This window comes from Pseudomonas brenneri, assembly GCF_007858285.1.
Classification (GTDB): Bacteria; Pseudomonadota; Gammaproteobacteria; order Pseudomonadales; family Pseudomonadaceae; genus Aquipseudomonas; species Aquipseudomonas brenneri.
Map to the genome: position 1 here is coordinate 199,105 of NZ_VFIL01000008.1, position 21,703 is coordinate 220,807.

16 protein-coding genes and 2 tRNA genes are annotated in these 21,703 nt (G+C 60.1%); 14 read left to right on the top strand and 4 right to left on the bottom strand.

Translation table 11 applies throughout. The features are described from left to right. Window position 1: 1 nt before the first annotated feature. From hflX to FJD34_RS18955, 6 genes are all read left to right on the top strand, one after another. The gene (gene hflX / locus FJD34_RS18930) at window positions 2–1,303 is read left to right on the top strand and encodes a ribosome rescue GTPase HflX (protein WP_029299582.1); all 1,302 of its coding nucleotides are present in this window, start codon (window positions 2–4) and stop codon (window positions 1,301–1,303) included. A gap of 96 nt (window positions 1,304–1,399) precedes the next feature. Continuing rightward, window positions 1,400–2,578 (top strand): FtsH protease activity modulator HflK, encoded by a 1,179-nt coding sequence (gene hflK / locus FJD34_RS18935; RefSeq protein ID WP_032862048.1) that lies wholly within the window; start codon window positions 1,400–1,402, stop codon window positions 2,576–2,578. After that, window positions 2,578–3,444, top strand: coding sequence for a protease modulator HflC (gene hflC, locus FJD34_RS18940; protein WP_017849753.1), 867 nt, complete (start codon window positions 2,578–2,580; stop codon window positions 3,442–3,444). Before hflK ends, hflC begins: the two co-directional genes overlap by 1 nt. 296 nt (window positions 3,445–3,740) lie before the next feature. Continuing rightward, a complete protein-coding gene (locus FJD34_RS18945) occupies window positions 3,741–4,928 on the top strand; it encodes an ATP phosphoribosyltransferase regulatory subunit (RefSeq protein ID WP_090292836.1) in 1,188 nt (395 codons plus the stop codon). 54 nt (window positions 4,929–4,982) lie between these two features. After that, the gene (locus FJD34_RS18950; RefSeq protein WP_032862045.1) at window positions 4,983–6,272 is read left to right on the top strand and encodes an adenylosuccinate synthase; all 1,290 of its coding nucleotides are present in this window, start codon (window positions 4,983–4,985) and stop codon (window positions 6,270–6,272) included. A 139-nt stretch (window positions 6,273–6,411) separates the two neighbouring features. After that, window positions 6,412–8,346, top strand: a complete 1,935-nt coding sequence (locus FJD34_RS18955) for a methyl-accepting chemotaxis protein (RefSeq protein ID WP_090292837.1) — start codon at window positions 6,412–6,414, stop codon at window positions 8,344–8,346. A gap of 90 nt (window positions 8,347–8,436) precedes the next feature. Here the strand turns inward: FJD34_RS18955 and FJD34_RS18960 are convergent, their stop codons facing one another. From FJD34_RS18960 to FJD34_RS18975, 4 genes are all read right to left on the bottom strand, one after another. Then, window positions 8,437–10,002, bottom strand: a complete 1,566-nt coding sequence (locus FJD34_RS18960; RefSeq protein ID WP_032862042.1) for an ABC transporter permease — start codon at window positions 10,000–10,002, stop codon at window positions 8,437–8,439. Further along, window positions 10,002–11,027, bottom strand: a complete 1,026-nt coding sequence (locus FJD34_RS18965; RefSeq protein WP_090292839.1) for an extracellular solute-binding protein — start codon at window positions 11,025–11,027, stop codon at window positions 10,002–10,004. The genes FJD34_RS18960 and FJD34_RS18965 overlap by 1 nt, the downstream gene beginning before the upstream one ends. Before the next feature lie 143 nt (window positions 11,028–11,170). Then, window positions 11,171–11,257, bottom strand: a tRNA-Leu gene (locus FJD34_RS18970). Window positions 11,258–11,434: 177 nt separating this feature from the next. Then, window positions 11,435–11,521 (bottom strand) — tRNA-Leu (locus FJD34_RS18975). A 224-nt stretch (window positions 11,522–11,745) separates the two neighbouring features. Here FJD34_RS18975 and rnr point away from each other — a divergent pair. The 8 genes from rnr (at window position 11,746) to FJD34_RS19025 (ending at window position 21,540) form a co-directional block, all read left to right on the top strand. Then, window positions 11,746–14,376, top strand: a complete 2,631-nt coding sequence (gene rnr, locus FJD34_RS18980; RefSeq protein WP_032862040.1) for a ribonuclease R — start codon at window positions 11,746–11,748, stop codon at window positions 14,374–14,376. Beyond that, a complete protein-coding gene (gene rlmB, locus FJD34_RS18985; protein WP_032862039.1) occupies window positions 14,373–15,128 on the top strand; it encodes a 23S rRNA (guanosine(2251)-2'-O)-methyltransferase RlmB in 756 nt (251 codons plus the stop codon). Before rnr ends, rlmB begins: the two co-directional genes overlap by 4 nt. Before the next feature lie 307 nt (window positions 15,129–15,435). Next, window positions 15,436–15,858: a 30S ribosomal protein S6 gene (gene rpsF, locus FJD34_RS18995; protein WP_003217491.1), complete on the top strand. Its 423-nt coding sequence runs from the start codon at window positions 15,436–15,438 to the stop codon at window positions 15,856–15,858. Between the two features lie 29 nt (window positions 15,859–15,887). Next, window positions 15,888–16,118, top strand: coding sequence for a 30S ribosomal protein S18 (gene rpsR / locus FJD34_RS19000; RefSeq protein ID WP_003171373.1), 231 nt, complete (start codon window positions 15,888–15,890; stop codon window positions 16,116–16,118). A gap of 36 nt (window positions 16,119–16,154) precedes the next feature. Continuing rightward, the gene (locus FJD34_RS19005; protein ID WP_029299607.1) at window positions 16,155–17,048 is read left to right on the top strand and encodes a YybS family protein; all 894 of its coding nucleotides are present in this window, start codon (window positions 16,155–16,157) and stop codon (window positions 17,046–17,048) included. Between the two features lie 18 nt (window positions 17,049–17,066). Then, window positions 17,067–17,513 carry a 50S ribosomal protein L9 gene (gene rplI, locus FJD34_RS19010; protein WP_003171376.1) on the top strand — a complete coding sequence of 149 codons (447 nt, stop codon included), beginning with the start codon at window positions 17,067–17,069 and terminating at the stop codon, window positions 17,511–17,513. 109 nt (window positions 17,514–17,622) lie between these two features. Continuing rightward, entirely contained in the window at window positions 17,623–19,017 is a 1,395-nt protein-coding gene (gene dnaB / locus FJD34_RS19015; RefSeq protein WP_032862036.1) for a replicative DNA helicase, read from the top strand. Between the two features lie 219 nt (window positions 19,018–19,236). After that, complete coding sequence (locus FJD34_RS19025; RefSeq protein ID WP_032862035.1) at window positions 19,237–21,540, top strand: YgiQ family radical SAM protein; 2,304 nt, start codon at window positions 19,237–19,239, stop codon at window positions 21,538–21,540. Window positions 21,541–21,703: the final 163 nt, after the last annotated feature.

Sequence of the window (21,703 nt, forward strand, 5' to 3'; positions counted from 1 at the left end):
TTTGTTCTTTGAGCGCCACGGTGGTGGTGAGCGAGTGATCCTCGTTCACTTGGATGGACAGGACCCTGAGGCGCGCGAAGATCCGCAGGAGTTTCAGGAGCTGGCAAATTCGGCCGGCGCCGAGACCGTCGCGTTTTTTAACGTGCCGCGTCATCGGCCAACCGCCAAATTTCTGATTGGCAGCGGCAAGGTCGAAGAGCTACGCGACCTGGTTCATGCCGAAGAAGCCGATCTGGTGATCTTCAATCACATCCTCACGCCCAGTCAGGAACGTAACCTCGAACGTGTTTTCGAGTGTCGCGTGATTGACCGCACCGGTCTGATTCTCGATATTTTCGCCCAGCGCGCTCGTACCCATGAAGGCAAGCTCCAGGTCGAACTGGCCCAGCTTGACCACATGAGCACCCGCCTGGTTCGCGGCTGGACGCACCTTGAACGTCAGGGTGGCGGTATCGGCATGCGTGGCCCGGGTGAAACCCAGCTCGAAACCGACCGGCGCCTGCTGCGGGTTCGCCTGCGCCAGATCAAGGGCCGCCTGGAAAAAGTACGCAGCCAGCGTGAGCAGTCGCGCCGTGGCCGTACGCGTGCGGATATCCCGACCGTGTCCCTGGTGGGCTATACCAACGCCGGTAAATCCACGCTGTTCAACAACGTGACTAAGTCGGACGTGTACGCGGCGGATCAACTGTTCGCCACCCTCGACCCGACCTTGCGCCGTCTGGAGCTCGACGACCTGGGGCCGATTGTGCTGGCCGACACCGTGGGCTTCATTCGCCACTTGCCCCACAAGCTGGTCGAGGCGTTTCGGTCTACGCTCGAAGAGTCGAGCAACTCCGACCTGCTGCTGCACGTCATCGATGCGGCCGAGCCTGACCGGATGTTGCAGATCGAACAGGTCATGGTGGTACTGGGCGAGATTGGTGCCCAGGACTTGCCGATCCTTGAGGTCTATAACAAACTCGATTTGCTTGAGGGTGTAGAGCCGCAAATCCAGCGCGACGAAAACGGCAGGCCCCAGCGGGTCTGGCTCTCGGCGCGGGACGGTAGCGGTCTGGAACTGCTCGAACAGGCGATTGCCGAGTTGCTGGGCGGCGATTTGTTTGTCGGCACCTTGCGCTTGCCGCAGCGTTTTGCTCGACTGCGTGCTCAGTTTTTTGAGTTGGGCGCCGTACAGAAAGAAGAACACGACGAAGAAGGTGTCAGCCTGCTGGCTGTTCGTTTGCCTCGTTCGGAGCTCAATCGGCTGGTGAGCCGTGAGGGTGTTGTACCGACAGAGTTCCTCGAACAACACACTTTGCAATAAAAGCCTGAGAAAGCGGTTGTGCCGCTGTGGCAGGCATTCTGTAGCATTGGTCGGCGCGCCGTGGGTGCGTCTTTGCTTTATCAGATGGAGAGCGCTATGGCTTGGAATGAGCCGGGTGGCAACTCGAATAATCAGGATCCTTGGGGTGGTAAACGCCGCAATAATGGCGACCGCAAGGGGCCACCAGATCTCGACGAGGCCTTCCGAAAGCTGCAGGAAAGCCTGAATGGGTTGTTCGGTGGTGGAAAAAAACGTGGTGGTGACGACGGCGGTCGCACGAGCAAGGGCGGCGGCTACGGCCTGCTTGGCCTCGGCCTCGTGGCGCTGGCGGCTGTCTGGCTGTACAGCGCGGTCTATGTAGTTGACGAGCAGGAGCAAGCCGTGGTGCTGCGCTTCGGCAAGTACTACGAGACTGTCGGCCCCGGCCTGAATATCTACTTCCCGCCGATCGACAAGAAGTACATGGAGAACGTCACGCGTGAGCGTGCCTACACCAAGCAGGGCCAGATGCTGACCGAAGACGAGAACATCGTCGAAGTGCCGCTGACCGTGCAGTACAAGATCAGCAACCTGCAGGACTTCGTGCTTAACGTCGACCAGCCGGAAATCAGCTTGCAGCACGCGACCGAAAGCGCCCTGCGCCACGTCGTGGGCTCCACTGCGATGGACCAGGTGCTGACCGAAGGTCGTGAATTGATGGCCAGCGAGATCAAGGAGCGCCTGCAACGGTTCCTCGATACCTATCGCACCGGTATCACCGTTACCCAGGTCAACGTACAGAGCGCAGCGGCACCGCGTGAAGTGCAGGAAGCCTTCGATGACGTGATCCGTGCCCGTGAAGACGAGCAGCGTTCGCGCAACCAGGCTGAAACCTACGCCAACGGCGTCGTGCCGGAAGCCCGTGGTCAGGCCCAGCGCATCATCGAAGATGCCAACGGTTACCGCGACGAAGTCGTGTCCCGCGCCAAGGGTGAGGCTGACCGCTTCACCAAGCTGGTGGCCGAGTACCGCAAGGCACCGGAAGTCACCCGTGAGCGTCTGTACCTGGACACCATGCAGGAAGTCTTCAGTAACACCAGCAAGGTTCTCGTGACCGGCAACAAGGGTGGGCAGAACAACCTGCTGTACCTGCCGCTGGACAAGATGATCGAAGGTGGTCGTAGTGCCGGCAGTACTTCGTCTTCCGCCAGTTCGACTGCCGCTGCCAACGAAGCGAGCGCCCGTGCGGCCGCTGACTTGCAGCAACAGCAAACACGTTCCAGGGAGAGTCGTTGATGAGCAATAAATCGCTGACCGCCCTGATTGTGGGTGTCGTCGTGGTCATCGCTGCCTGGAACTGCTTCTACATCGTGGCTCAGACCGAGCGTGCGGTGTTGCTGCAATTCGGTCGCGTGGTCCAGGCGGATGTCCAGCCAGGTCTGCATGTGAAGGTCCCTTACGTCAACCAGGTGCGCAAGTTCGACGCCCGCCTGATGACCCTGGATGCACCGACACAGCGTTTCCTGACCCTGGAAAAGAAAGCCGTGATGGTTGACGCCTACGCCAAGTGGCGCGTCAAGGATGCCGAGCGCTTCTACACCGCAACTTCCGGCCTCAAGCAGATTGCCGACGAGCGTTTGTCCCGTCGTCTGGAATCGGGCCTGCGTGACCAGTTTGGTAAACGCACCCTGCACGAGGTGGTATCGGGTGAACGTGATGCGCTGATGGCTGACATCACGCGTTCGTTGAACACCATGGCGGAAAAAGAGCTGGGCATCGAAGTAGTCGATGTTCGGGTCAAGGCCATTGACCTGCCCAAGGAAGTGAACCGCAGCGTGTTCGAGCGTATGAGCACCGAGCGTGAGCGTGAGGCTCGTGAGCACCGCGCCAAGGGTAACGAACTGGCTGAAGGTATCCGTGCGGATGCCGACCGTCAGCGTCGCGTACTGTTGGCAGAAGCCTATCGTGAGTCTGAAGAGGCTCGCGGTGACGGTGATGCTCAAGCCGCATCGATCTACGCCAAGGCTTATGGCCAGGACCAGGAGTTCTACGCGTTCTACCGTAGCCTGCGCGCCTACCGTGAAAGCTTTGCGAACAAAACCGACGTCATGGTGCTGGACCCAAGTAGCGATTTCTTCCGCTACCTGGAAAAGTCCAAGTAACCCGCTGACTGGCTGGTTCCACTCCGTCGGGCGGCTAAAACGCTCGGCGGGGTGATCCTTTCGGAAAACGGGTGTATGATGCGGCAGCCGGGAAATTCCCGGCTTTTTTGCGTCTGCATGTTTGATTGTTGTTGTGCGATGCAGGCGTGACAGGTTTTTCGAGGAAAGTGCCCGACGAGGCCGTTTACAGGCCATTCGTCACGTCGCTCTTGCGCGTGGTTTATGCAGGGGTCGGGTATTTTCTGCTTCACTCAAGGCTCGCCCAAGGGCTGGCCGGGTCATAGGGGAATGGCGTAATGGCAACGGTAGACCGCTGGCTGCTGCCAGATGGCATCGAAGAAGTACTGCCACCAGAGGCTGCGCGTATTGAAATCGCGCGCCGCCAGGTGTTGGATCTGTTCCAGAGCTGGGGTTACGAGTTTGTCGTGACTCCCCATATCGAGTACCTGGAATCCTTGCTGACCGGCGCGGGCCAGGACCTGGATCTGCGCACCTTCAAGGTCATCGACCCGCAGTCGGGCCGGCAAATGGGCTTTCGCGCCGACATCACGCCGCAAGTGGCGCGCATCGATGCGCATACCCTGCGTCGTGAAGGGCCGAGCCGCCTGTGCTACGCCGGCAGCGTGCTGCATGCCCAGCCGCGCGCCTTGTCGTCGTCCCGTAGCCCGATCCAGCTGGGTGCCGAGTTGTACGGCGATGCGAGCCCGAGCAGCGACGTCGAAGTCATCAGCCTGATGCTGGCGATGCTGCAATTGGCCGATGTGCCGGATGTGCACATGGACCTGGGACATGTCGGTATCTACCGTGGTCTGGCCCGTGCGGCTGGTTTGTCCGGTGAAGTGGAGCAACAGTTGTTCGATGCCCTGCAACGCAAGGCCATCGATGAAGTGATCGCCCTGACCGAAGGTGTGCCTGCCGACCTGGCTGGCATGCTGCGTGCGCTGGTGGATCTGTGTGGTGGTCGTGAAGTGCTGACCGCCGCCCGTGATCGCCTGGCCAAAGCGCCAGCGCCTGTATTGGCGGCGCTGGACGATGTGCTGGCGATTGCCGAGCAGCTGTCGGCGCGCTTCCCGCAGTTGCCGCTGTATTTTGACCTGGGTGAGTTGCGCGGCTACCACTACCACACCGGTGTGGTGTTCGCGGTGTTTGTGCCGGGTGTTGGCCAAGCCATCGCCCAAGGCGGTCGTTATGACGATATTGGCGCCGACTTCGGTCGTGCCCGTCCGGCGACTGGTTTTTCTACCGATTTGAAAACCCTGGTGACCCTGGGGCGTGCTGAAGTCGAGTTACCGTCTGGCGGTATCTGGATGCCAGACAGTACGGACGCGGCACTCTGGCAGCAGGTCTGCCAGTTGCGCAGCGAGGGTCAGCGTGTCGTCCAGGCCTTGCCTGGGCAGCCATTGGCCGCCGCCCGTGAAGCGGACTGCGACCGGCAATTGATTCAGCAGAACGGGCTTTGGCAAGTATCGCCACTGGCTTCTTGAGTTTTCCTGCCGGCCAACGCCGGCACCAAGTTTGCGCGAATGAGGACAAGTGTTATGGGTAAGAATGTCGTAGTCCTGGGCACCCAATGGGGTGATGAGGGCAAAGGCAAGATCGTTGATCTGCTGACCGAACATGCTGCCGCCGTAGTGCGCTACCAAGGTGGCCACAACGCAGGCCACACCCTGGTCATCGATGGCGAAAAAACCGTCTTGCACCTGATTCCGTCGGGCGTCCTGCGCGAAGGCGTGCAGTGCCTGATCGGCAACGGCGTGGTGGTTGCACCTGACGCCCTGCTGCGCGAGATCATCAAGCTGGAAGAGAAAGGCGTACCGGTGCGCGAGCGCCTGCGTATCAGCCCATCCTGCCCGCTGATCCTGTCCTTCCACGTGGCGCTGGACCAGGCCCGTGAAAAGGCCCGTGGTGAGCTGAAGATCGGTACTACCGGTCGCGGCATCGGCCCGGCCTACGAAGACAAGGTTGCACGTCGTGGCCTGCGTGTGGGCGACCTGCTCAACATGCCGCGCTTTGAAGACAAGCTGCGTGAACTGGTGGATTACCACAACTTCATGCTGGTCGGTTACTACAAAGAGCCTGCCATTGAGTTCGACAAGACCCTGGCTGAGTGCAAAGAGTACGCTGAACTGCTCAAGCCGCTGATGCTGGACGTGACTGCCGAGCTGCACGACCTGCGTCGCGCTGGCAAAGACATCATGTTCGAAGGCGCCCAGGGTTCGTTGCTGGACATCGACCACGGCACCTACCCGTACGTGACCAGCTCCAACACCACCGCTGGTGGCGTGGCGACCGGTTCGGGCGTTGGCCCGATGTTCCTGGACTACATCCTGGGCATCACCAAGGCCTACACCACTCGCGTTGGTTCGGGTCCGTTCCCGACTGAACTGTTCGACGAAGTTGGTGCGCACCTGGCCAAACAAGGTCACGAGTTCGGCGCGACTACCGGCCGTGCTCGTCGTTGTGGCTGGTTCGACGCCGTTATCCTGCGTCGCGCTATCGATGTGAACAGCATCTCGGGCATCTGCCTGACCAAGCTGGACGTACTCGATGGCCTCGAAACCATCAACATCTGCGTCGGCTACAAAGATGCAAATGGCAATGATGTCGCCCCGACTGATGCTGACAGCTACGTCGGCCTGCAGCCGGTTTACGAAGAAGTGCCTGGCTGGACCGAATCGACCGTGGGTGCCAAGACCCTGGAAGAGCTGCCAGCCAACGCCCGTGCTTACATCAAGCGCGTGGAAGAGCTGATCGGCGCGCCAATCGACATTATTTCGACAGGCCCGGACCGCAACGAGACCATCGTTCTGCGTCACCCGTTCGCTTAATAAGCTGTTGATGTAAAAAGCAAAGGGCCCCTTCGGGGGCCCTTTGTCGTTTCTGTCTCGGGCACGGCACGACCCTTGCTATGTTTCTCTCTTTCGCGGTGCCATCAATTTAATGGCGCCCGTGGTGGAGGGATTCCCGATGTCTGCCGTTCTCTCATTGTTACAAAGCCGTCTATTGCGGCCGGTGTTCGTTACCCTTGGTATCGCTCTTTTGGTGCAAGTGCTGGTGGCGGTCGCCCTGACCCGGAGCACCGTCACGGCCCTGGAAGCCGATTTGGGCAAGCGCCTGGGTGTGGACAGCCAGAAACTGTCGGGCGAATTGACCCAGGCGGGCAAGGAAGTGACCTCCAGCCTGGACAGCCTGTCGACCAGCACCCGTGACCGCCTGACTGCAGGCCTTTCTGCGCGCTTGAAGCAGGAGCAGCAGCAACTGCGCACGACCCTGGAAAAAGACCTGAAGGACTCGGCCAATGACATGGCGCAGTTGCTGGCCTCGGTTGCCCCACGGGCGATGTGGGACAGTGATGTTCCGGCGCTGTCGGAATTCGCCCGGCGCGCCCAGCGCAATCCCAATGTGTTGTTTGTGGTGTATGACGATGCTACTGGCCAGCATCTGACCCGTTATCTGAACCGGGAAAACCCGATCAACAAGGCGCTGTTGGAGAAAGGCGAGGGTGATCGTGCGTTGGATAAAGTGTTGAATGCCGCGAAAAATGACCCTTCGGTGTACTACGTCGAAGCCTCTATCAGCCCCAATGGCGTGGAGATCGGCAAGGTGCTCATGGGGGTTTCCACCGCGGCGGTGGAGGCTGACCTGACGGCGCTGGACCAGCGCTTTGCCGCGTTGATCGCCAGTGGCGGTCAATTGGTCGGGGACAGCCTCAAGGGCGCTGCGGCTGACAGTGCGGCGGCCATGGGGGCTCGTTTGCAGTCGGCGCAAGCCACGGCCACGGAAATGACGGCCAACACCTCGGGTGCGGTACAGGAGGCCGCGCAAGCCTTGCGCTGGCGCATCGGCCTGGGCCTGGCGGTGGTTGGCCTGGGCGTGTTGTTGCTGATTGCCGTGGTGCTTGGGCGGCGTGTGGTCAACCGCTTGAAACTGCTGATTGCGGCCATGGATGATCTGGCGGCGGGTGAGGGCGATCTGACCAAGCGCGTACAGATCAACAGCCAGGATGAAATCGGCGCCATGGCTTCGGCGGTCAATCGCTTTGTGGATAAGTTGCAGCCGATTGTGCGTGAGGCGGGCGATGTGGCCCAGCGAACCGGGGTGGAAATCGGCGCGATGACCCTGCGCAATGCCGGTGCCGATGCGGCGGCGGGGTTGCAGCGCGATGAAGTGGCCGAAAGCCTGCGGGCCCTGTCGCAAATGGCCGATGAGGCTCAGGCCGAAAGTCATGCCATGCAGGCCGCGTTGCAGCAGGTGGTGGATATCCGCCAGGCCACCGATGAAAATTCCCGCACCTCGGCCGAGGTCGGCAGTCTGATCGAGGCATTGGCAGGCCAGGTGCAGGCCGGCTCCAAGGTGATTGAGCGTCTGGCCCAGCAAAGTGAGCAGATTGAAGTGGTGCTGACAGTTATCCACGGCATTGCCGAGCAGACCAACCTGCTGGCGTTGAATGCGGCCATCGAAGCGGCACGTGCTGGCGAGACCGGGCGTGGTTTTGCGGTGGTGGCGGACGAAGTGCGGGCGCTGGCCAGTAAAACCCAAAGCTCCACTGGCGACATCCAGGCGCATATCGTGGCGTTGCAGCAGGGCGCGCGTGAGGCGGTGGAAACCATCGGCAAGGCCGGGCGCCAGGCTAGCGAAGGTTTGTTGGTGCTGCGTGACAGCGTGCGTCTGCAGCAAACGGTGCAGGCCTCGGTGGAGCAGGTGCATGCGGCGATTGGCCTGGCGACTCGGGCTGCCGAGCATCAGGCCCAGGGCGCGCATGCGGTGCGTGGTCGGGTCGAGGTGATCCACGCCCAGGCCGAGCGTGCGGCGCAGGCGGTGGTGGAGACTACGGCCAGTGGCAAGGTGCTGGATGGGTTGGCGGCGCAGTTGAAGGCCAGCCTGGGGCAGTTTCGGGCTTAGTGTTGTCTGATCTGGTGTTATCGCGAGCAAGCCTGCTCCTACAAGAGATCGCACACACCTGTAGGAGCGGGCTTGCCCGCGATTGCGGTCTCAGCGGCTCAGATACATCCGCGTCGTGAGCAGATACACGGGCAACCCCGACACCACAATCAATAACGCCGCATAAGGCGCCGCCGCCGCAAACTCCACATTCGAGGTATGCGCCCATACGGCAGTGGCCAAGGTGTTCAGCCCAGTCGGGCTCAGCAGCAGTGTTGCCGTCAACTCCTTCATCGCATCCAGGAACACCAGCGCAAACGCCGCCCCCAATGCGGGAAAGATAATCGGCAGGGTCACCCGGCAGAACGCGCTGAACGAAGACGCCCCCAATGTCCGCGCAGCTTCCTCCAGTTGTGGCGCCGCCTTGTTCAGCGCGGTCCGGATCGGCGCCTGGGCCAGCGGCAAGAACAGCAATGCATACGCGATCAACAGCAGTGCTGAGGTCTGATACAGCGCCGGCACGTAATGCAGGGCGAAATACACCAGGGTCAAGGCAATCACCAGGCCGGGCAGGGCGTGCAGCAGGTAGGGCAGACGTTCAGCCCAGAGCGCCAGTTGGCCCTTGTAGCGCACCACCAGCAAGCCGACGGGCACTGCCAGCGCCAGGCAGAGTGCGGCGCCGCCCAGGGACAAGGCCAGGGAGGACAGCAACGCCTCACTGATTTGCGCAACCGGGAAGGCGGCCGAAGACCCCACGGCCAGCCAGTAACCGAGCATCCCCAGTGGAATGCCGCTGCCAATGATCGCCAGCATCAAGCAATAAAGCTGACCCAGTGGTGCCCATTTACCCAGTCGAACCTGCTCGGCATGCCGCGCCGCGCCTTGCCCGGTGCGCACATGGCGGCCCTTGCCGCGCACGCGCAATTCCAGCCAGAGCAGAGTCAGGCACATCATCAGCAACACCGCAGACAGCATCGCCGCATTGGCATTGCTGAACTCCAGCTCGAACTGCTGGTAGATCGCCGTTGTGAAGGTTTGCAGGCCGATGATCGACAGGGCGCCGAACTCCACCAGCATATGCAAGGCAATCAACAGGGCGCCAGCCAGTAGCGATGGCCATAGCAGCGGCAGGGTAATGCGAAAGAACACGCTCCAGCGATTCAGGCCCAGGGTGCGCGCCGACTCTTCCAGGGACGGATCCAGGTTGCGCAGGGTGGCCGCCACCGGCAGGAACACCAGTGGGTACTTGGACAGGGTCATCACCAGGATCGCCCCGCCAAGGCCTTCGAACTGGGCGCTCAATGACACCCAGGTGAAGCTGCTGACAAATGCCGGTACGGCAAACGGCAGGCACAGAATGACCCCCCAGATCCGCCGTCCCGGCAGATTGCTGCGTTCCAGCAGCCAGGCCAGGGACAGGCCGATCACGGCGCAGGCCACGGTTACGCCGATCATCAGTGCCAAAGTGTTGCGCAGCAATCCGAACACATACGGTCGCCACAGCAGATGCACTGCCTCGGCCCACCCGGCTTGCCAGGCCTTGAGGCCGACATACACCAATGGCAACAGGCTCAGGCCCACCAATAGCAAAACCGGCAACAGCAACCAGATTGACGGGCGCTTGCGCCTTGGACTAAAACCCCCGCGCAAGGCGGGGGTTGGTAGCGGCGGGTTCATCAGTTCAGGCCAACCTCACGTTCCAGCTCCAGGGCTTCTTCGGCATTGCCCAGGTCGGCAGGGGTGATTTTCGGTGGTTGCAGTTCGCTGAAAGGCTTGAGGCCGCGATTGGATTCCATGCCTTTGCGCAACGGGTATTCGGCGGACGTGTTGGTAATCACGCGCTGGCCTTCTTCGCTGGCCATGAACGCCAGCAACTGCTGGGCTTCCTTGGGATGTTTGCTGGACTTCAGTGCTGCCGCTGCGGATACGGTAATCAGACCGCCAGCATCGCCATCGGTGAAGTAGTGCAGTTGCGAATCCAGGTTGGTCTTTTCCTTTTTCAGGGCAAACCAGTAGTAGTTGTTCACCAGCACTGTGGCTACTTCGCCATTTTCCACGGCTTTTAGCGCAACCATATTGTTGCTGTAGACCTTGCCGAACGCGCGCAGGCCGGTCAGCCATTCTTCGGCGGCGTCGCGCCCGTGCATCTTGAGGATGGCGACGGCTTGTTCCTGGAAGGCACCGCTGGTGGGAACGAAGCCAACCTTGCCTTGCCACTCTGGCCCGGCAAAATCCAGTACCGACTTGGGCAGCTCTTCTTCCTTGATCAGTTTCGGGTTGAAGGCCACGACGCGGGTACGTGCGGTTACGCCCATCCAGGCGCCGTCGGCGGCTACGTATTCCTTGGGCAGGACATCAAGCGTGCTGGCATCGATGGTCGCGAGCAGGCCTTGTTCGCCGAGCTTGTTCAGTGGTGGCGATTCTTCGGTGTAGATCACATCGGCGGGGGAGCGTTCGCCTTCTTCGACGACCTGGCTGGCCAGCTGATTGCTGCTGCCCTTGCGCACATTGACGTGAATGCCGGTCTTGGCTTCGAAGGCCTTGGCGAGTTCATCGCCGACCTCCTTGTGCTGGCCGTTGTACAGGGTCAGTTCAACCTTGTCGGCGGAATAGGCGGTGGGCGAGAGCAGGCTCAGGCCGAGCAGAGTGATGGTCAGGCCACGCAGAAGGGATGTCTTGAGACGGGTATCGCGGATCATCATCCGGGGTGTTCCTCACTTGTATGCAACAAATTCTTACAAGGATAAACGATAAACCTTCTCAAGTCCGGTAGGGCTGGAATGGCTGGCGGGGTTTTTAAACCCCGGAAACGAAAAAACCCGCTTTCGCGGGTTTGATCTGAATTTGGTGCCCAGGAGAAGACTCGAACTTCCACGACCTTGCGATCACCAGCACCTGAAGCTGGCGTGTCTACCAATTTCACCACCTGGGCATTATCAAGCAACGTTGCCGCTGTTGATGGGACGAACTATACGGAGGGCTTTTTGATCTGTAAACCCCTGATTTGATTTTATAAATCAACTTTTCAGTTAAAAATCAAAGGCCTGTAACGCAAAAACCCGCTTTCGCGGGTTTTTGTGAAACTCAAGGATGACCTTGAGTTTTGAATTGGTGCCCAGAAGAAGACTCGAACTTCCACGGCCTTGCGGCCACCAGCACCTGAAGCTGGCGTGTCTACCAATTTCACCATCTGGGCAGTATCTTCAACGTTGCCGTCGTCGATGGCGCGCACTATACGGAGTGCCTTTTGAGCTGTAAACCCCCGTCATCAAAAAAGCCTGGAAAAATTCGCAGGCGGTCGCGCAAGGTGGTTTCCCGGGGCTATAAAACGCATTTCCCGGCTAGTTATTGCTGGAAATTTCCCGTTTCAATACGCGTATGCCAAACTAACCCGCATATAGACAAGGTGAAAACTCTCTAATGGCCGATTGGCAGTCCCTCGATCCCGAGGCCGCTCGTGAAGCGGAAAAATATGAAAACCCTATTCCTAGCCGTGAACTGATCCTGGCGCACCTCGCCGATCGGGGTTCGCCTGCTAGCCGCGAGCAGCTGGTTGAAGAATTCGGTCTGACCACCGAAGACCAACTCGAAGCACTGCGCCGCCGCCTGCGCGCCATGGAGCGCGATGCACAGTTGATCTACACCCGTCGCGGTACTTACGCGCCGGTGGACAAGCTCGACCTGATCCTTGGCCGCATTGCCGGTCACCGTGATGGTTTCGGCTTCCTGATCCCTGACGATGGCAGCGATGACCTGTTCATGAGCCCGGCGCAAATGCGCCTGGTGTTCGATGGCGACCGTGCCCTGGCGCGCGTGTCGGGCCTGGACCGTCGCGGTCGCCGTGAAGGCGTGATCGTCGAAGTGGTGTCCCGTGCCCACGAGTCCATCGTCGGTCGTTACTTCGAAGAAGGCGGCATCGGCTTTGTGATTCCGGACAACCCGAAGGTCCAGCAGGAAGTGCTGGTAACCCCGGGCCGTAATGGCGCCGCCAAGGTCGGTCAGTTCGTCGAGGTGAAAATCACCCACTGGCCAACCCCGCGCTTCCAGCCGCAGGGCGATATCGTCGAAGTGGTCGGCAACTACATGGCGCCGGGCATGGAAATCGACGTTGCGCTGCGCACCTACGATATCCCCCACGTCTGGCCTGAGGCCGTGCTTAAAGAAGCCGCCAAACTCAAGCCGGAAGTCGAAGAAAAAGACAAAGAAAAACGCATCGACCTGCGCCATCTGCCGTTCGTCACCATTGACGGCGAAGATGCCCGCGACTTCGACGATGCGGTCTACTGCGAAGCCAAGCCTGGCAAGCTGCGCCTGTTCTCCGGCGGCTGGAAGTTGTTCGTCGCGATTGCCGACGTATCCAGCTACGTGAAGATCGGTTCGGCCCTGGATAACGAAGCCCAGGTGCGCGGCAACTCCGTGTACTTCCCTGAGCGCGTGATTCCGATGCTGCCTGAGCAGCTGTCCAACGGCCTGTGCTCCCTGAACCCGAAAGTCGACCGTTTGGCCATGGTGTGCGAGATGACTATCTCGAAAACCGGTGAAATGACCGATTACCAGTTCTACGAAGCGGTGATCCACTCCCAGGCGCGCCTGACCTACAACAAGGTCAGCACCATCCTGGAAACGCCGAAAACCAGCGAAGCCAAGGCTTTGCGCACCCAGTATGCAGACGTAGTTCCGCACCTCAAGCAGCTCTACTCGCTGTACAAGGTGCTGTTGGGCGCACGTCATGTGCGTGGCGCGATCGATTTTGAAACCCAGGAAACCCGGATCATCTTCGGTTCCGAGCGCAAAATCGCCGAGATCACGCCGACTACCCGTAATGACGCGCACAAGCTGATCGAGGAATGCATGCTGGCGGCCAACGTGGCCACCGCCGAGTTCCTGAAAAAGCACGAGATTCCTGCGCTGTATCGGGTCCACGATGGCCCGCCGCCGGAGCGCCTGGAAAAACTGCGCGCCTTCCTCGGTGAGCTCGGCCTGTCCCTGCACAAAGGCAAGGACGGTCCGTCGCCGAAGGACTACCAGGCTCTGTTGGCCAGCATCAAGGACCGTCCGGATTTCCACCTGATCCAGACCGTGATGCTGCGCTCCTTGAGCCAGGCGGTGTACAGCGCCGATAACCAGGGCCACTTCGGCCTGAATTACGAGGCGTACACCCACTTCACCTCGCCGATTCGCCGTTACCCGGACCTGCTCACGCACCGCGCAATCCGCAGCGTGATCCACTCCAAGCAAAACACCCCGCACGTCAAGCGCGCCGGTGCCATGACCATTCCGAAGGCGCGGATCTATCCGTACGACGAGGCGGCCCTGGAACAGTTGGGCGAGCAGTGCTCCATGAGCGAACGCCGTGCCGACGAAGCCACCCGTGACGTGGTGAACTGGCTCAAGTGCGAGTTCATGAAGGATCGCGTGGGCGAGTCGTTCCCGGGCGTGATCACCGCCGTGACCGGTTTTGGCCTGTTCGTCGAGCTGACCGATATCTACGTCGAAGGCCTGGTGCACGTCACTGCCTTGCCGGGTGACTACTATCACTTCGACCCTGTGCATCACCGCCTGGCGGGCGAGCGCACTGGTCGTAGCTTCCGTTTGGGCGATACCGTGGAAGTACGGGTCATGCGCGTCGATCTCGATGAGCGCAAGATCGACTTCGAGATGGCCGAAAAAACCATCGAGGCGCCGATTGGTCGCAAAAAGCGCGGCGCTGAAACCACCGCTCCGGCAAAAAAAGGCGCGCCTGCAAAGGCTGCCGCCGCCGAGCCTGCAGCTGCCAAGCCTGCTCGTCGTTCTTCGACCAAGGAAAAAGCCAGCGACGCCTACCGTCCTAGCGATGCCGCGGCGAAAAACGCCGAGCTGCGCAAAAGCCGTGAGTTGAAGCAACAGTTGCTCAACGAAGCCAAAAGCGGTGGTAAAGCGGCGTCTGGGGGAAAGTCCCAGGGCGCCGACAAGCCGTCGAGCAAACCGAGTAAACACCGTAAAGGCCCGCCTAAAGCGGGTTCGGCCCCCGCGAAAAGCGGCGGGTCGCGCAAACCTAAGGCCAAGTCATGAGTCTGGAAAAAATCTACGGCGTGCACGCCGTAGAAGCGTTGCTGCGTCACCACCCTAAGCGCGTCAAGCAGGTATGGCTGGCGGAAGGTCGCAGTGAGCCGCGCGTGCAAGCGCTGGTCGAACTGGCCAACCAAAACAAGGTTGCCATCGGCCAGGCCGAGCGTCGTGAAATGGACGTCTGGGTCGAAGGCGTGCACCAGGGTGTGGTTGCGGACGTGAGTCCGAGCCAGGTCTGGGGCGAGGCGATGCTCGACGAGCTGCTCGACCGTACCGAAGGCGCGCCGCTGTTGCTGGTGCTGGACGGCGTGACCGACCCACACAACCTCGGCGCCTGCCTGCGTTCGGCAGATGCTGCCGGCGCGTTGGCGGTGATCGTGCCTAAAGACAAGTCGGCTACCTTGACGCCGGTTGTACGTAAAGTTGCCTGCGGCGCGGCGGAAGTAATTCCGCTGGTGGCCGTGACCAACCTGGCGCGCACCCTGGAAAAACTCCAGCAGCGCGGTTTGTGGGTCGTGGGCACGGCGGGGGAGGCTGAGGTCAGCATTTATGACCAGGACCTCACTGGCCCGACCATCCTGATCATGGGCGCCGAAGGCAAGGGCATGCGTCGCCTGACCCGCGAGCATTGTGACTACCTGGTGCACTTGCCGATGGCCGGTAGCGTCAGCAGCCTCAACGTTTCAGTCGCAACGGGCGTCTGCCTGTTCGAAGCCCAGCGCCAGCGTGGCGCCAAGGCCAAGACCAAGAAGTAATCCGGTCTGGCGCAGGTCCAAATGTGGGAGCGGGCTTGCTCGCGAATGCGCAGTGTCAGTCGCCATAAATGTTGGCTGGCCTAACGTATTCGCGAGCAAGCCCGCTCCCACACTGGTTTTGCAGTGTTTGAAAGATTGTTCAAATAATCACCAATTGCCTTGCGCCCTTTCTCCCCCTTCTCTACAATTGCGCCCCTTGCCTTCCCGGCGGGCACGCATGTGCCTCCCAGTGGCAAGATTCCTAAGTGTCATTCACTCCTTGTCTGACCGTTTTTGAGCGGCAGGCTACAACCCGTAAGGAGCATTCATGCGTCATTACGAAATCATCTTTTTGGTCCACCCGGATCAAAGCGAGCAAGTCGGCGGCATGGTTGAGCGTTACACCAAGCTGATCGAAGAAGACGGCGGCAAAATCCACCGTCTGGAAGATTGGGGCCGTCGTCAACTGGCCTACGCAATCAACAATGTTCACAAGGCTCACTACGTGATGCTGAACGTTGAGTGCACTGGCAAGGCCCTGGCCGAGCTGGAAGACAACTTCCGCTACAACGATGCAGTGATCCGTAACCTGGTCATCCGTCGCGAAGAAGCCGTTACCGGCCAATCCGAGATGCTCAAGGCTGAAGAAAACCGCAGTGAGCGCCGTGAGCGTCGCGACCGTCCTGAGCACGAAGGCGCTGAAAGCGCTGATAGTGATGACAGCGACAACAGCGATAACGCTGACGAGTAATCCACGGACCTTATTAAGGAGCCTATCAAATGGCACGTTTCTTCCGTCGTCGTAAGTTTTGCCGCTTCACCGCTGAAGAAGTGAAGGAGATCGACTACAAAGATCTCAACACTCTGAAAGCCTACGTATCCGAGACCGGCAAAATTGTTCCAAGCCGTATCACCGGTACCAAAGCTCGTTATCAGCGTCAGCTGGCCACCGCTATCAAGCGCGCCCGCTTCCTGGCCCTGCTGGCCTACACCGACAGCCACGGCCGCTGAGACCGGGCAGTCGACAAGTAGTAAGGGATTGAATGCATGCGCGCCTTAGCTGAGTTCATCATGCGCGGTCGTGTGCAGGCCACTCTGGTAGTGGCTGGATGTGCAGCGTTGCCGTTGTTGTATTGGTTGGGTGCTGCCGCAGGAAGCCTTGTGCTGCTGCGGCGCGGTTTGAAGGACGCCTTGGGCGTTCTTGCCCTGGGGTTGCTGCCGGCCTTGATCTGGTGGCTGCAATTCGACGATCCACGGGTACTTCTGGTACTGCTGGGGTCGTCGAGCCTTGCGTTGGTTCTGCGCGCAAGTGAGTCCTGGGTCCGTACGCTGCTGGTCAGCGTGGCATTGGGAGTGGTGTATTCAGTGGTGCTTGGCGCGGCTTTCCGCCCGCAAATCGAGGCGCTGTCGCAGGAGTTGGTAAAAATCCTGCCACTGGCCCTCGGGGATCTCTACCAGCAATTGTCGGTAGATGAGCGAGCGCGCATGGCCACACTGATTGCCCCGGTCCTGACCGGCCTGATAGCGGCACTGTTGCAGATCGTCAGTGTGCTGAGCCTGATTCTTGGGCGCTACTGGCAGGCGTTGTTGTATAACCCGGGTGGTTTTGGTCGCGAGTTTCGCAGTATCAGAATCCCCGCAGGCCCAGCGATGTTGCTGCTGGCGTGCATGCTTGTAGGGCCGAACTTCGGCCCGCAAATGGCCATGTTGACGCCGTTGTGCAGCGTACCGCTGGTGATTGCCGGGCTGGCCCTGATACACGGGCTGGTGGCGCAGAAGCGCCTGGCCAAGTTCTGGCTGGTGGGGTTGTACGTGACGCTGTTGCTGTTTATGCAGCTGATCTATCCGTTACTCGTGGTCTTGGCCATTGTCGACGGCCTGATTGATTTTCGCGGTCGTCTGGCGCCGAAAGACGCCGATAACGCGAACGGTGAAGGTTAAAAGTTAGAGGATTTTCACATGCAACTGATCCTTCTGGAAAAAGTCGCCAACCTGGGCAACCTGGGCGACAAAGTAAACGTTAAGGCCGGCTACGGTCGTAACTACCTGCTGCCATACGGCAAAGCCACCGCTGCAACCGCTGCCAACCTGGCCGCGTTTGAAGAGCGTCGCGCTGAGCTGGAAAAAGCTGCAGCAGACAAGAAAGCTTCGGCTGAAACCCGTGCTGCCCAACTGGCCGAGCTGGAAGTGACTATCACTGCCACCGCTGGCGACGAAGGCAAGCTGTTCGGTTCGATCGGTACTCACGACATCGCTGATGCACTGACCGCCTCCGGCGTTGAAGTGCAGAAGAGCGAAGTTCGTCTGCCGAACGGCACCATCCGCAACGTAGGCGAATTCGACGTAGCCGTGCACCTGCACGCTGAAGTTGAAGCCACCGTACGCGTTGTCGTGGTAGCAGCTTAAGAAGCACCTAACTGACTGGCACCTCGCGTGTCAGCCAGTTAACATCGGGCACGATCCTGTTTACAGGTCGTGCCTTTTGTTTTTTCAGACCCCCTAATTTCAAGTGGCCATGAACGATATCTCCGCTCCTGAGCAATACGATCTGCAAACCGCTGCCCTGAAGGTGCCGCCGCATTCCATCGAGGCCGAACAGGCCGTGCTCGGTGGCTTGATGCTGGACAACAACGCCTGGGAACGTGTGCTCGATCAAGTCTCGGACGGTGACTTCTATCGCCATGACCACCGCCTGATCTTCCGTGCCATTGCCAAGCTGGCCGATCTGAACTCCCCCATCGACGTCGTGACCCTTGCCGAGCAATTGGACAAGGAAGGTCAGACCTCACAGGTGGGCGGTCTCGGCTACCTTGGTGAACTGGCGAAAAACACACCGTCCGTCGCCAACATCAAGGCCTATGCGCAGATCGTCCGTGCACGGGCCACCTTGCGGCAGTTGATTGGCATCGCTACGGAAATCGCCGACAGCGCCTTCAACCCTGAAGGGCGTACGGCAGAAGAGATTCTCGATGAGGCCGAACGGCAGATCTTCCAGATCGCCGAAGCGCGACCGAAGACTGGCGGCCCTGTCAGCGTCAACGACCTGTTGACCAAGGCCATCGACCGAATCGATACCCTGTTCAACACCGACAACGCCATTACCGGCCTGTCCACTGGCTACACCGACCTCGACGGCATGACCAGTGGCCTGCAACCGGCTGACTTGATCATCGTCGCCGGTCGTCCGTCCATGGGTAAGACCACCTTTGCCATGAACCTGGTGGAAAACGCGGTACTGCGCAGCGAGAAAGCCGTACTGGTGTACTCCCTGGAGATGCCAGGTGAATCGCTGATCATGCGGATGCTCTCGTCCCTGGGCCGCATCGACCAGACCAAGGTGCGTGCCGGTCGCCTCGAAGACGACGATTGGCCGCGCCTGACCTCGGCGGTCAACCTACTCAACGACCGTAAGCTGTTCATCGACGACACCGCTGGCATCAGCCCGTCGGAAATGCGCGCGCGTACTCGGCGCCTGGTCCGTGAACACGGCGACGTCGGCCTGATCATGATCGACTACCTGCAATTGATGCAGATCCCTGGCTCTGGCGGCGACAACCGGACCAACGAAATTTCTGAAATCTCGCGCTCCCTCAAAGCCCTGGCCAAGGAATTCAACTGCCCTGTGGTTGCGCTCTCGCAGCTCAACCGCTCCCTGGAGCAACGCCCGAACAAGCGCCCGATCAACTCTGACTTGCGCGAATCCGGAGCGATCGAGCAGGATGCTGACGTAATTATGTTCGTTTACCGGGATGAGGTTTATCACCCGGAGACCGAGCATAAAGGCATCGCCGAGATCATTATCGGCAAGCAGCGGAACGGCCCGATCGGCACCACGCGCCTGGCGTTTATCGGCAAGTACACGCGTTTCGAAAACCTTGCGCCAGGCAGCTACAACTTCGACGACGAATAAGCGCCATCCAATGTGGGAGCGGGCTTGCTCGCGAAGGCGGCGGATCAGTCAATAGATGTATTGACTGACACACCGCTTTCGCGAGCAAGCCCGCTCCCACATTTCAAATGTATTCACAATTCAGGGCACTCCACAATTCCGACCATTACCGTCGGAATTGGTCAAAATTTGTGCTATATTCCGCGCCCGCGATTTTTCATCTCAACACCGGTCACCGTCATGCAAACAGCCAAGCCGTTATTTGACTATCCCAAGTACTGGGCCGAATGTTTCGGTCCAGCGCCATTCCTGCCGATGAGCAGGGAGGAGATGGATCAGCTTGGCTGGGATTCATGCGACATCATCATCGTCACCGGTGATGCGTACGTTGACCATCCGTCGTTCGGCATGGCAATCATCGGCCGGCTGCTGGAGTCCCAGGGCTTTCGCGTCGGGATCATTGCCCAGCCCAACTGGCAGTCCAAAGACGACTTCATGAAGCTCGGCGAGCCGAATCTGTTCTTCGGCGTCGCGGCCGGCAACATGGACTCGATGATCAACCGCTACACCGCCGACAAGAAAATCCGTTCCGACGACGCCTACACCCCGGGCGGCATGGCCGGCAAGCGTCCGGACCGCGCCAGCCTGGTGTACAGCCAGCGCTGCAAGGAAGCCTACAAGAACGTGCCGATCGTACTCGGCGGCATCGAGGCTTCCCTGCGCCGCATCGCCCATTACGACTACTGGCAGGACCGGGTGCGCAACTCGATCCTGATCGACGCCACCGCCGATATCCTGCTGTACGGTAACGCCGAGCGGGCGATTGTCGAAGTCGCCCAGCGCCTGTCGTGGGGCCACAAGATCGAAGACATCACCGACGTGCGCGGCACTGCGTTCATTCGCCGTGATACGCCTGAAGGCTGGTACGAGGTGGACTCCACCCGTATCGACCGTCCGGGCAAGATCGACAAGATCATCAACCCGTACGTGAATACCCAGGACACCCAGGCCTGCGCCATCGAGCAGGAAAAGGGACCGGTTGAAGATCCGGAGGAGGCCAAGGTCGTACAGATCCTGGCCAGCCCGCGCATGACCCGTGACAAGACGGTCATTCGTCTACCGTCCGTGGAAAAAGTCCGTGGCGACTCCGTGCTGTATGCCCACGCCAACCGTGTGCTCCACCTGGAAACCAACCCTGGCAACGCCCGCGCCCTGGTGCAGAAGCATGGTGAAGTGGACGTGTGGTTCAACCCGCCGCCCATTCCCATGACCACCGAAGAAATGGACTACGTGTTTGGCATGCCTTACGCGCGTGTCCCGCATCCTGTGTACGGCAAGGAGAAAATCCCGGCCTACGACATGATCCGCTTCTCGGTGAACATCATGCGTGGCTGCTTCGGCGGCTGCACCTTCTGCTCGATCACCGAGCACGAAGGCCGGATCATCCAGAACCGTTCCGAAGAGTCGATCATTCGCGAGATCGAAGAGATCCGTGACAAGGTTCCGGGTTTCACCGGTGTGATTTCCGACCTCGGCGGCCCGACCGCGAACATGTACCGCATCGCCTGCAAGAGCCCGGAAATCGAATCTGCGTGCCGCAAGCCATCCTGCGTGTTCCCGGGCATCTGCCCGAACCTGAACACCGACCACTCCTCCTTGATCCAACTGTACCGCAGCGCCCGTGCGTTGCCGGGTGTGAAGAAAATTTTGATCGCTTCCGGCCTGCGCTATGACCTGGCTGTCGAGTCGCCGGAGTACGTCAAGGAGCTGGTGACCCACCACGTCGGTGGCTACCTGAAGATCGCCCCGGAACACACCGAGGAAGGTCCGCTCAACCAGATGATGAAGCCGGGCATTGGCAGCTATGACAAGTTCAAGCGCATGTTCGAGAAGTACACCAAGGAAGCGGGCAAGGAACAGTATCTGATCCCGTACTTCATCGCCGCCCACCCGGGCACCACCGATGAAGACATGATGAACCTGGCCCTGTGGCTCAAGGGCAATGGCTTCCGTGCCGACCAGGTGCAGGCGTTCTACCCCTCGCCGATGGCCACCGCCACCGCGATGTACCACTCGGGCAAGAACCCGCTGCGCAAGGTCACCTACAAGAGCGATGCGGTGACCATCGTCAAGAGCGAAGACCAGCGCCGCCTGCACAAGGCCTTCCTGCGCTACCACGACCCGAAGGGCTGGCCGATGCTGCGTGAAGCACTGACCCGCATGGGCCGCGCCGACCTGATCGGGCCGGGCAAGGACCAGTTGATCCCGCTGCACCAGCCGAGCACTGACAGCTACCAGAGCGCCCGTCGCAAGAACTCGACGCCGGTGGGCAGCCATAAGGTCGCCAAGGAAACCACCACCAAGATCCTCACCCAGCACACCGGCCTGCCACCCCGTGGCAGCGACGGTAGCAACCCGTGGGACAAGCGCGAACAGGCCAAGGCCGCAGCTCAGGCGCGTAACAAGCAGGCGGCCAAGGAGCGCGCTGATGCGGCCAAGGGCAAGGGCGGCAAGCCTGCGCGCAAGCCGGTAGTGCCGCGTTGATTGCAGCCTGAAATGCCAAACGCCAGCCTCCGTGCTGGCGTTTTGCTTTCTAGCGGCAGGGAAACCTGTTTGTTAAGGTGGCGCCCGTTAAACCGCCATACCTGTAGGAGCGAGCTTGCTCGCGAAAAACGTCAACAATAACGCGAGCTGCCTGGACAAACGC

Excerpts from the sequence above, each read along its gene's own strand:
- FJD34_RS18950 (WP_032862045.1), top strand. The coding sequence starts at position 4,983 with ATGGGTAAGAATGTCGTAGTCCTGGGCACCCAATGGGGTGATGAGGGC.
- FJD34_RS18955 (WP_090292837.1), top strand. The coding sequence starts at position 6,412 with ATGTCTGCCGTTCTCTCATTGTTACAAAGCCGTCTATTGCGGCCGGTG.
- dnaB (WP_032862036.1), top strand. The coding sequence starts at position 17,623 with ATGAACGATATCTCCGCTCCTGAGCAATACGATCTGCAAACCGCTGCC.
- FJD34_RS18965 (WP_090292839.1), bottom strand. The coding sequence starts at position 11,027 with ATGATGATCCGCGATACCCGTCTCAAGACATCCCTTCTGCGTGGCCTG.
- hflC (WP_017849753.1), top strand. The coding sequence starts at position 2,578 with ATGAGCAATAAATCGCTGACCGCCCTGATTGTGGGTGTCGTCGTGGTC.
- FJD34_RS18960 (WP_032862042.1), bottom strand. The coding sequence starts at position 10,002 with ATGAACCCGCCGCTACCAACCCCCGCCTTGCGCGGGGGTTTTAGTCCA.
- FJD34_RS18945 (WP_090292836.1), top strand. The coding sequence starts at position 3,741 with ATGGCAACGGTAGACCGCTGGCTGCTGCCAGATGGCATCGAAGAAGTA.
- rnr (WP_032862040.1), top strand. The coding sequence starts at position 11,746 with ATGGCCGATTGGCAGTCCCTCGATCCCGAGGCCGCTCGTGAAGCGGAA.
- rpsF (WP_003217491.1), top strand. The coding sequence starts at position 15,436 with ATGCGTCATTACGAAATCATCTTTTTGGTCCACCCGGATCAAAGCGAG.
- hflK (WP_032862048.1), top strand. The coding sequence starts at position 1,400 with ATGGCTTGGAATGAGCCGGGTGGCAACTCGAATAATCAGGATCCTTGG.
- rpsR (WP_003171373.1), top strand. The coding sequence starts at position 15,888 with ATGGCACGTTTCTTCCGTCGTCGTAAGTTTTGCCGCTTCACCGCTGAA.
- FJD34_RS19025 (WP_032862035.1), top strand. The coding sequence starts at position 19,237 with ATGCAAACAGCCAAGCCGTTATTTGACTATCCCAAGTACTGGGCCGAA.
- rlmB (WP_032862039.1), top strand. The coding sequence starts at position 14,373 with ATGAGTCTGGAAAAAATCTACGGCGTGCACGCCGTAGAAGCGTTGCTG.
- FJD34_RS19005 (WP_029299607.1), top strand. The coding sequence starts at position 16,155 with ATGCGCGCCTTAGCTGAGTTCATCATGCGCGGTCGTGTGCAGGCCACT.
- rplI (WP_003171376.1), top strand. The coding sequence starts at position 17,067 with ATGCAACTGATCCTTCTGGAAAAAGTCGCCAACCTGGGCAACCTGGGC.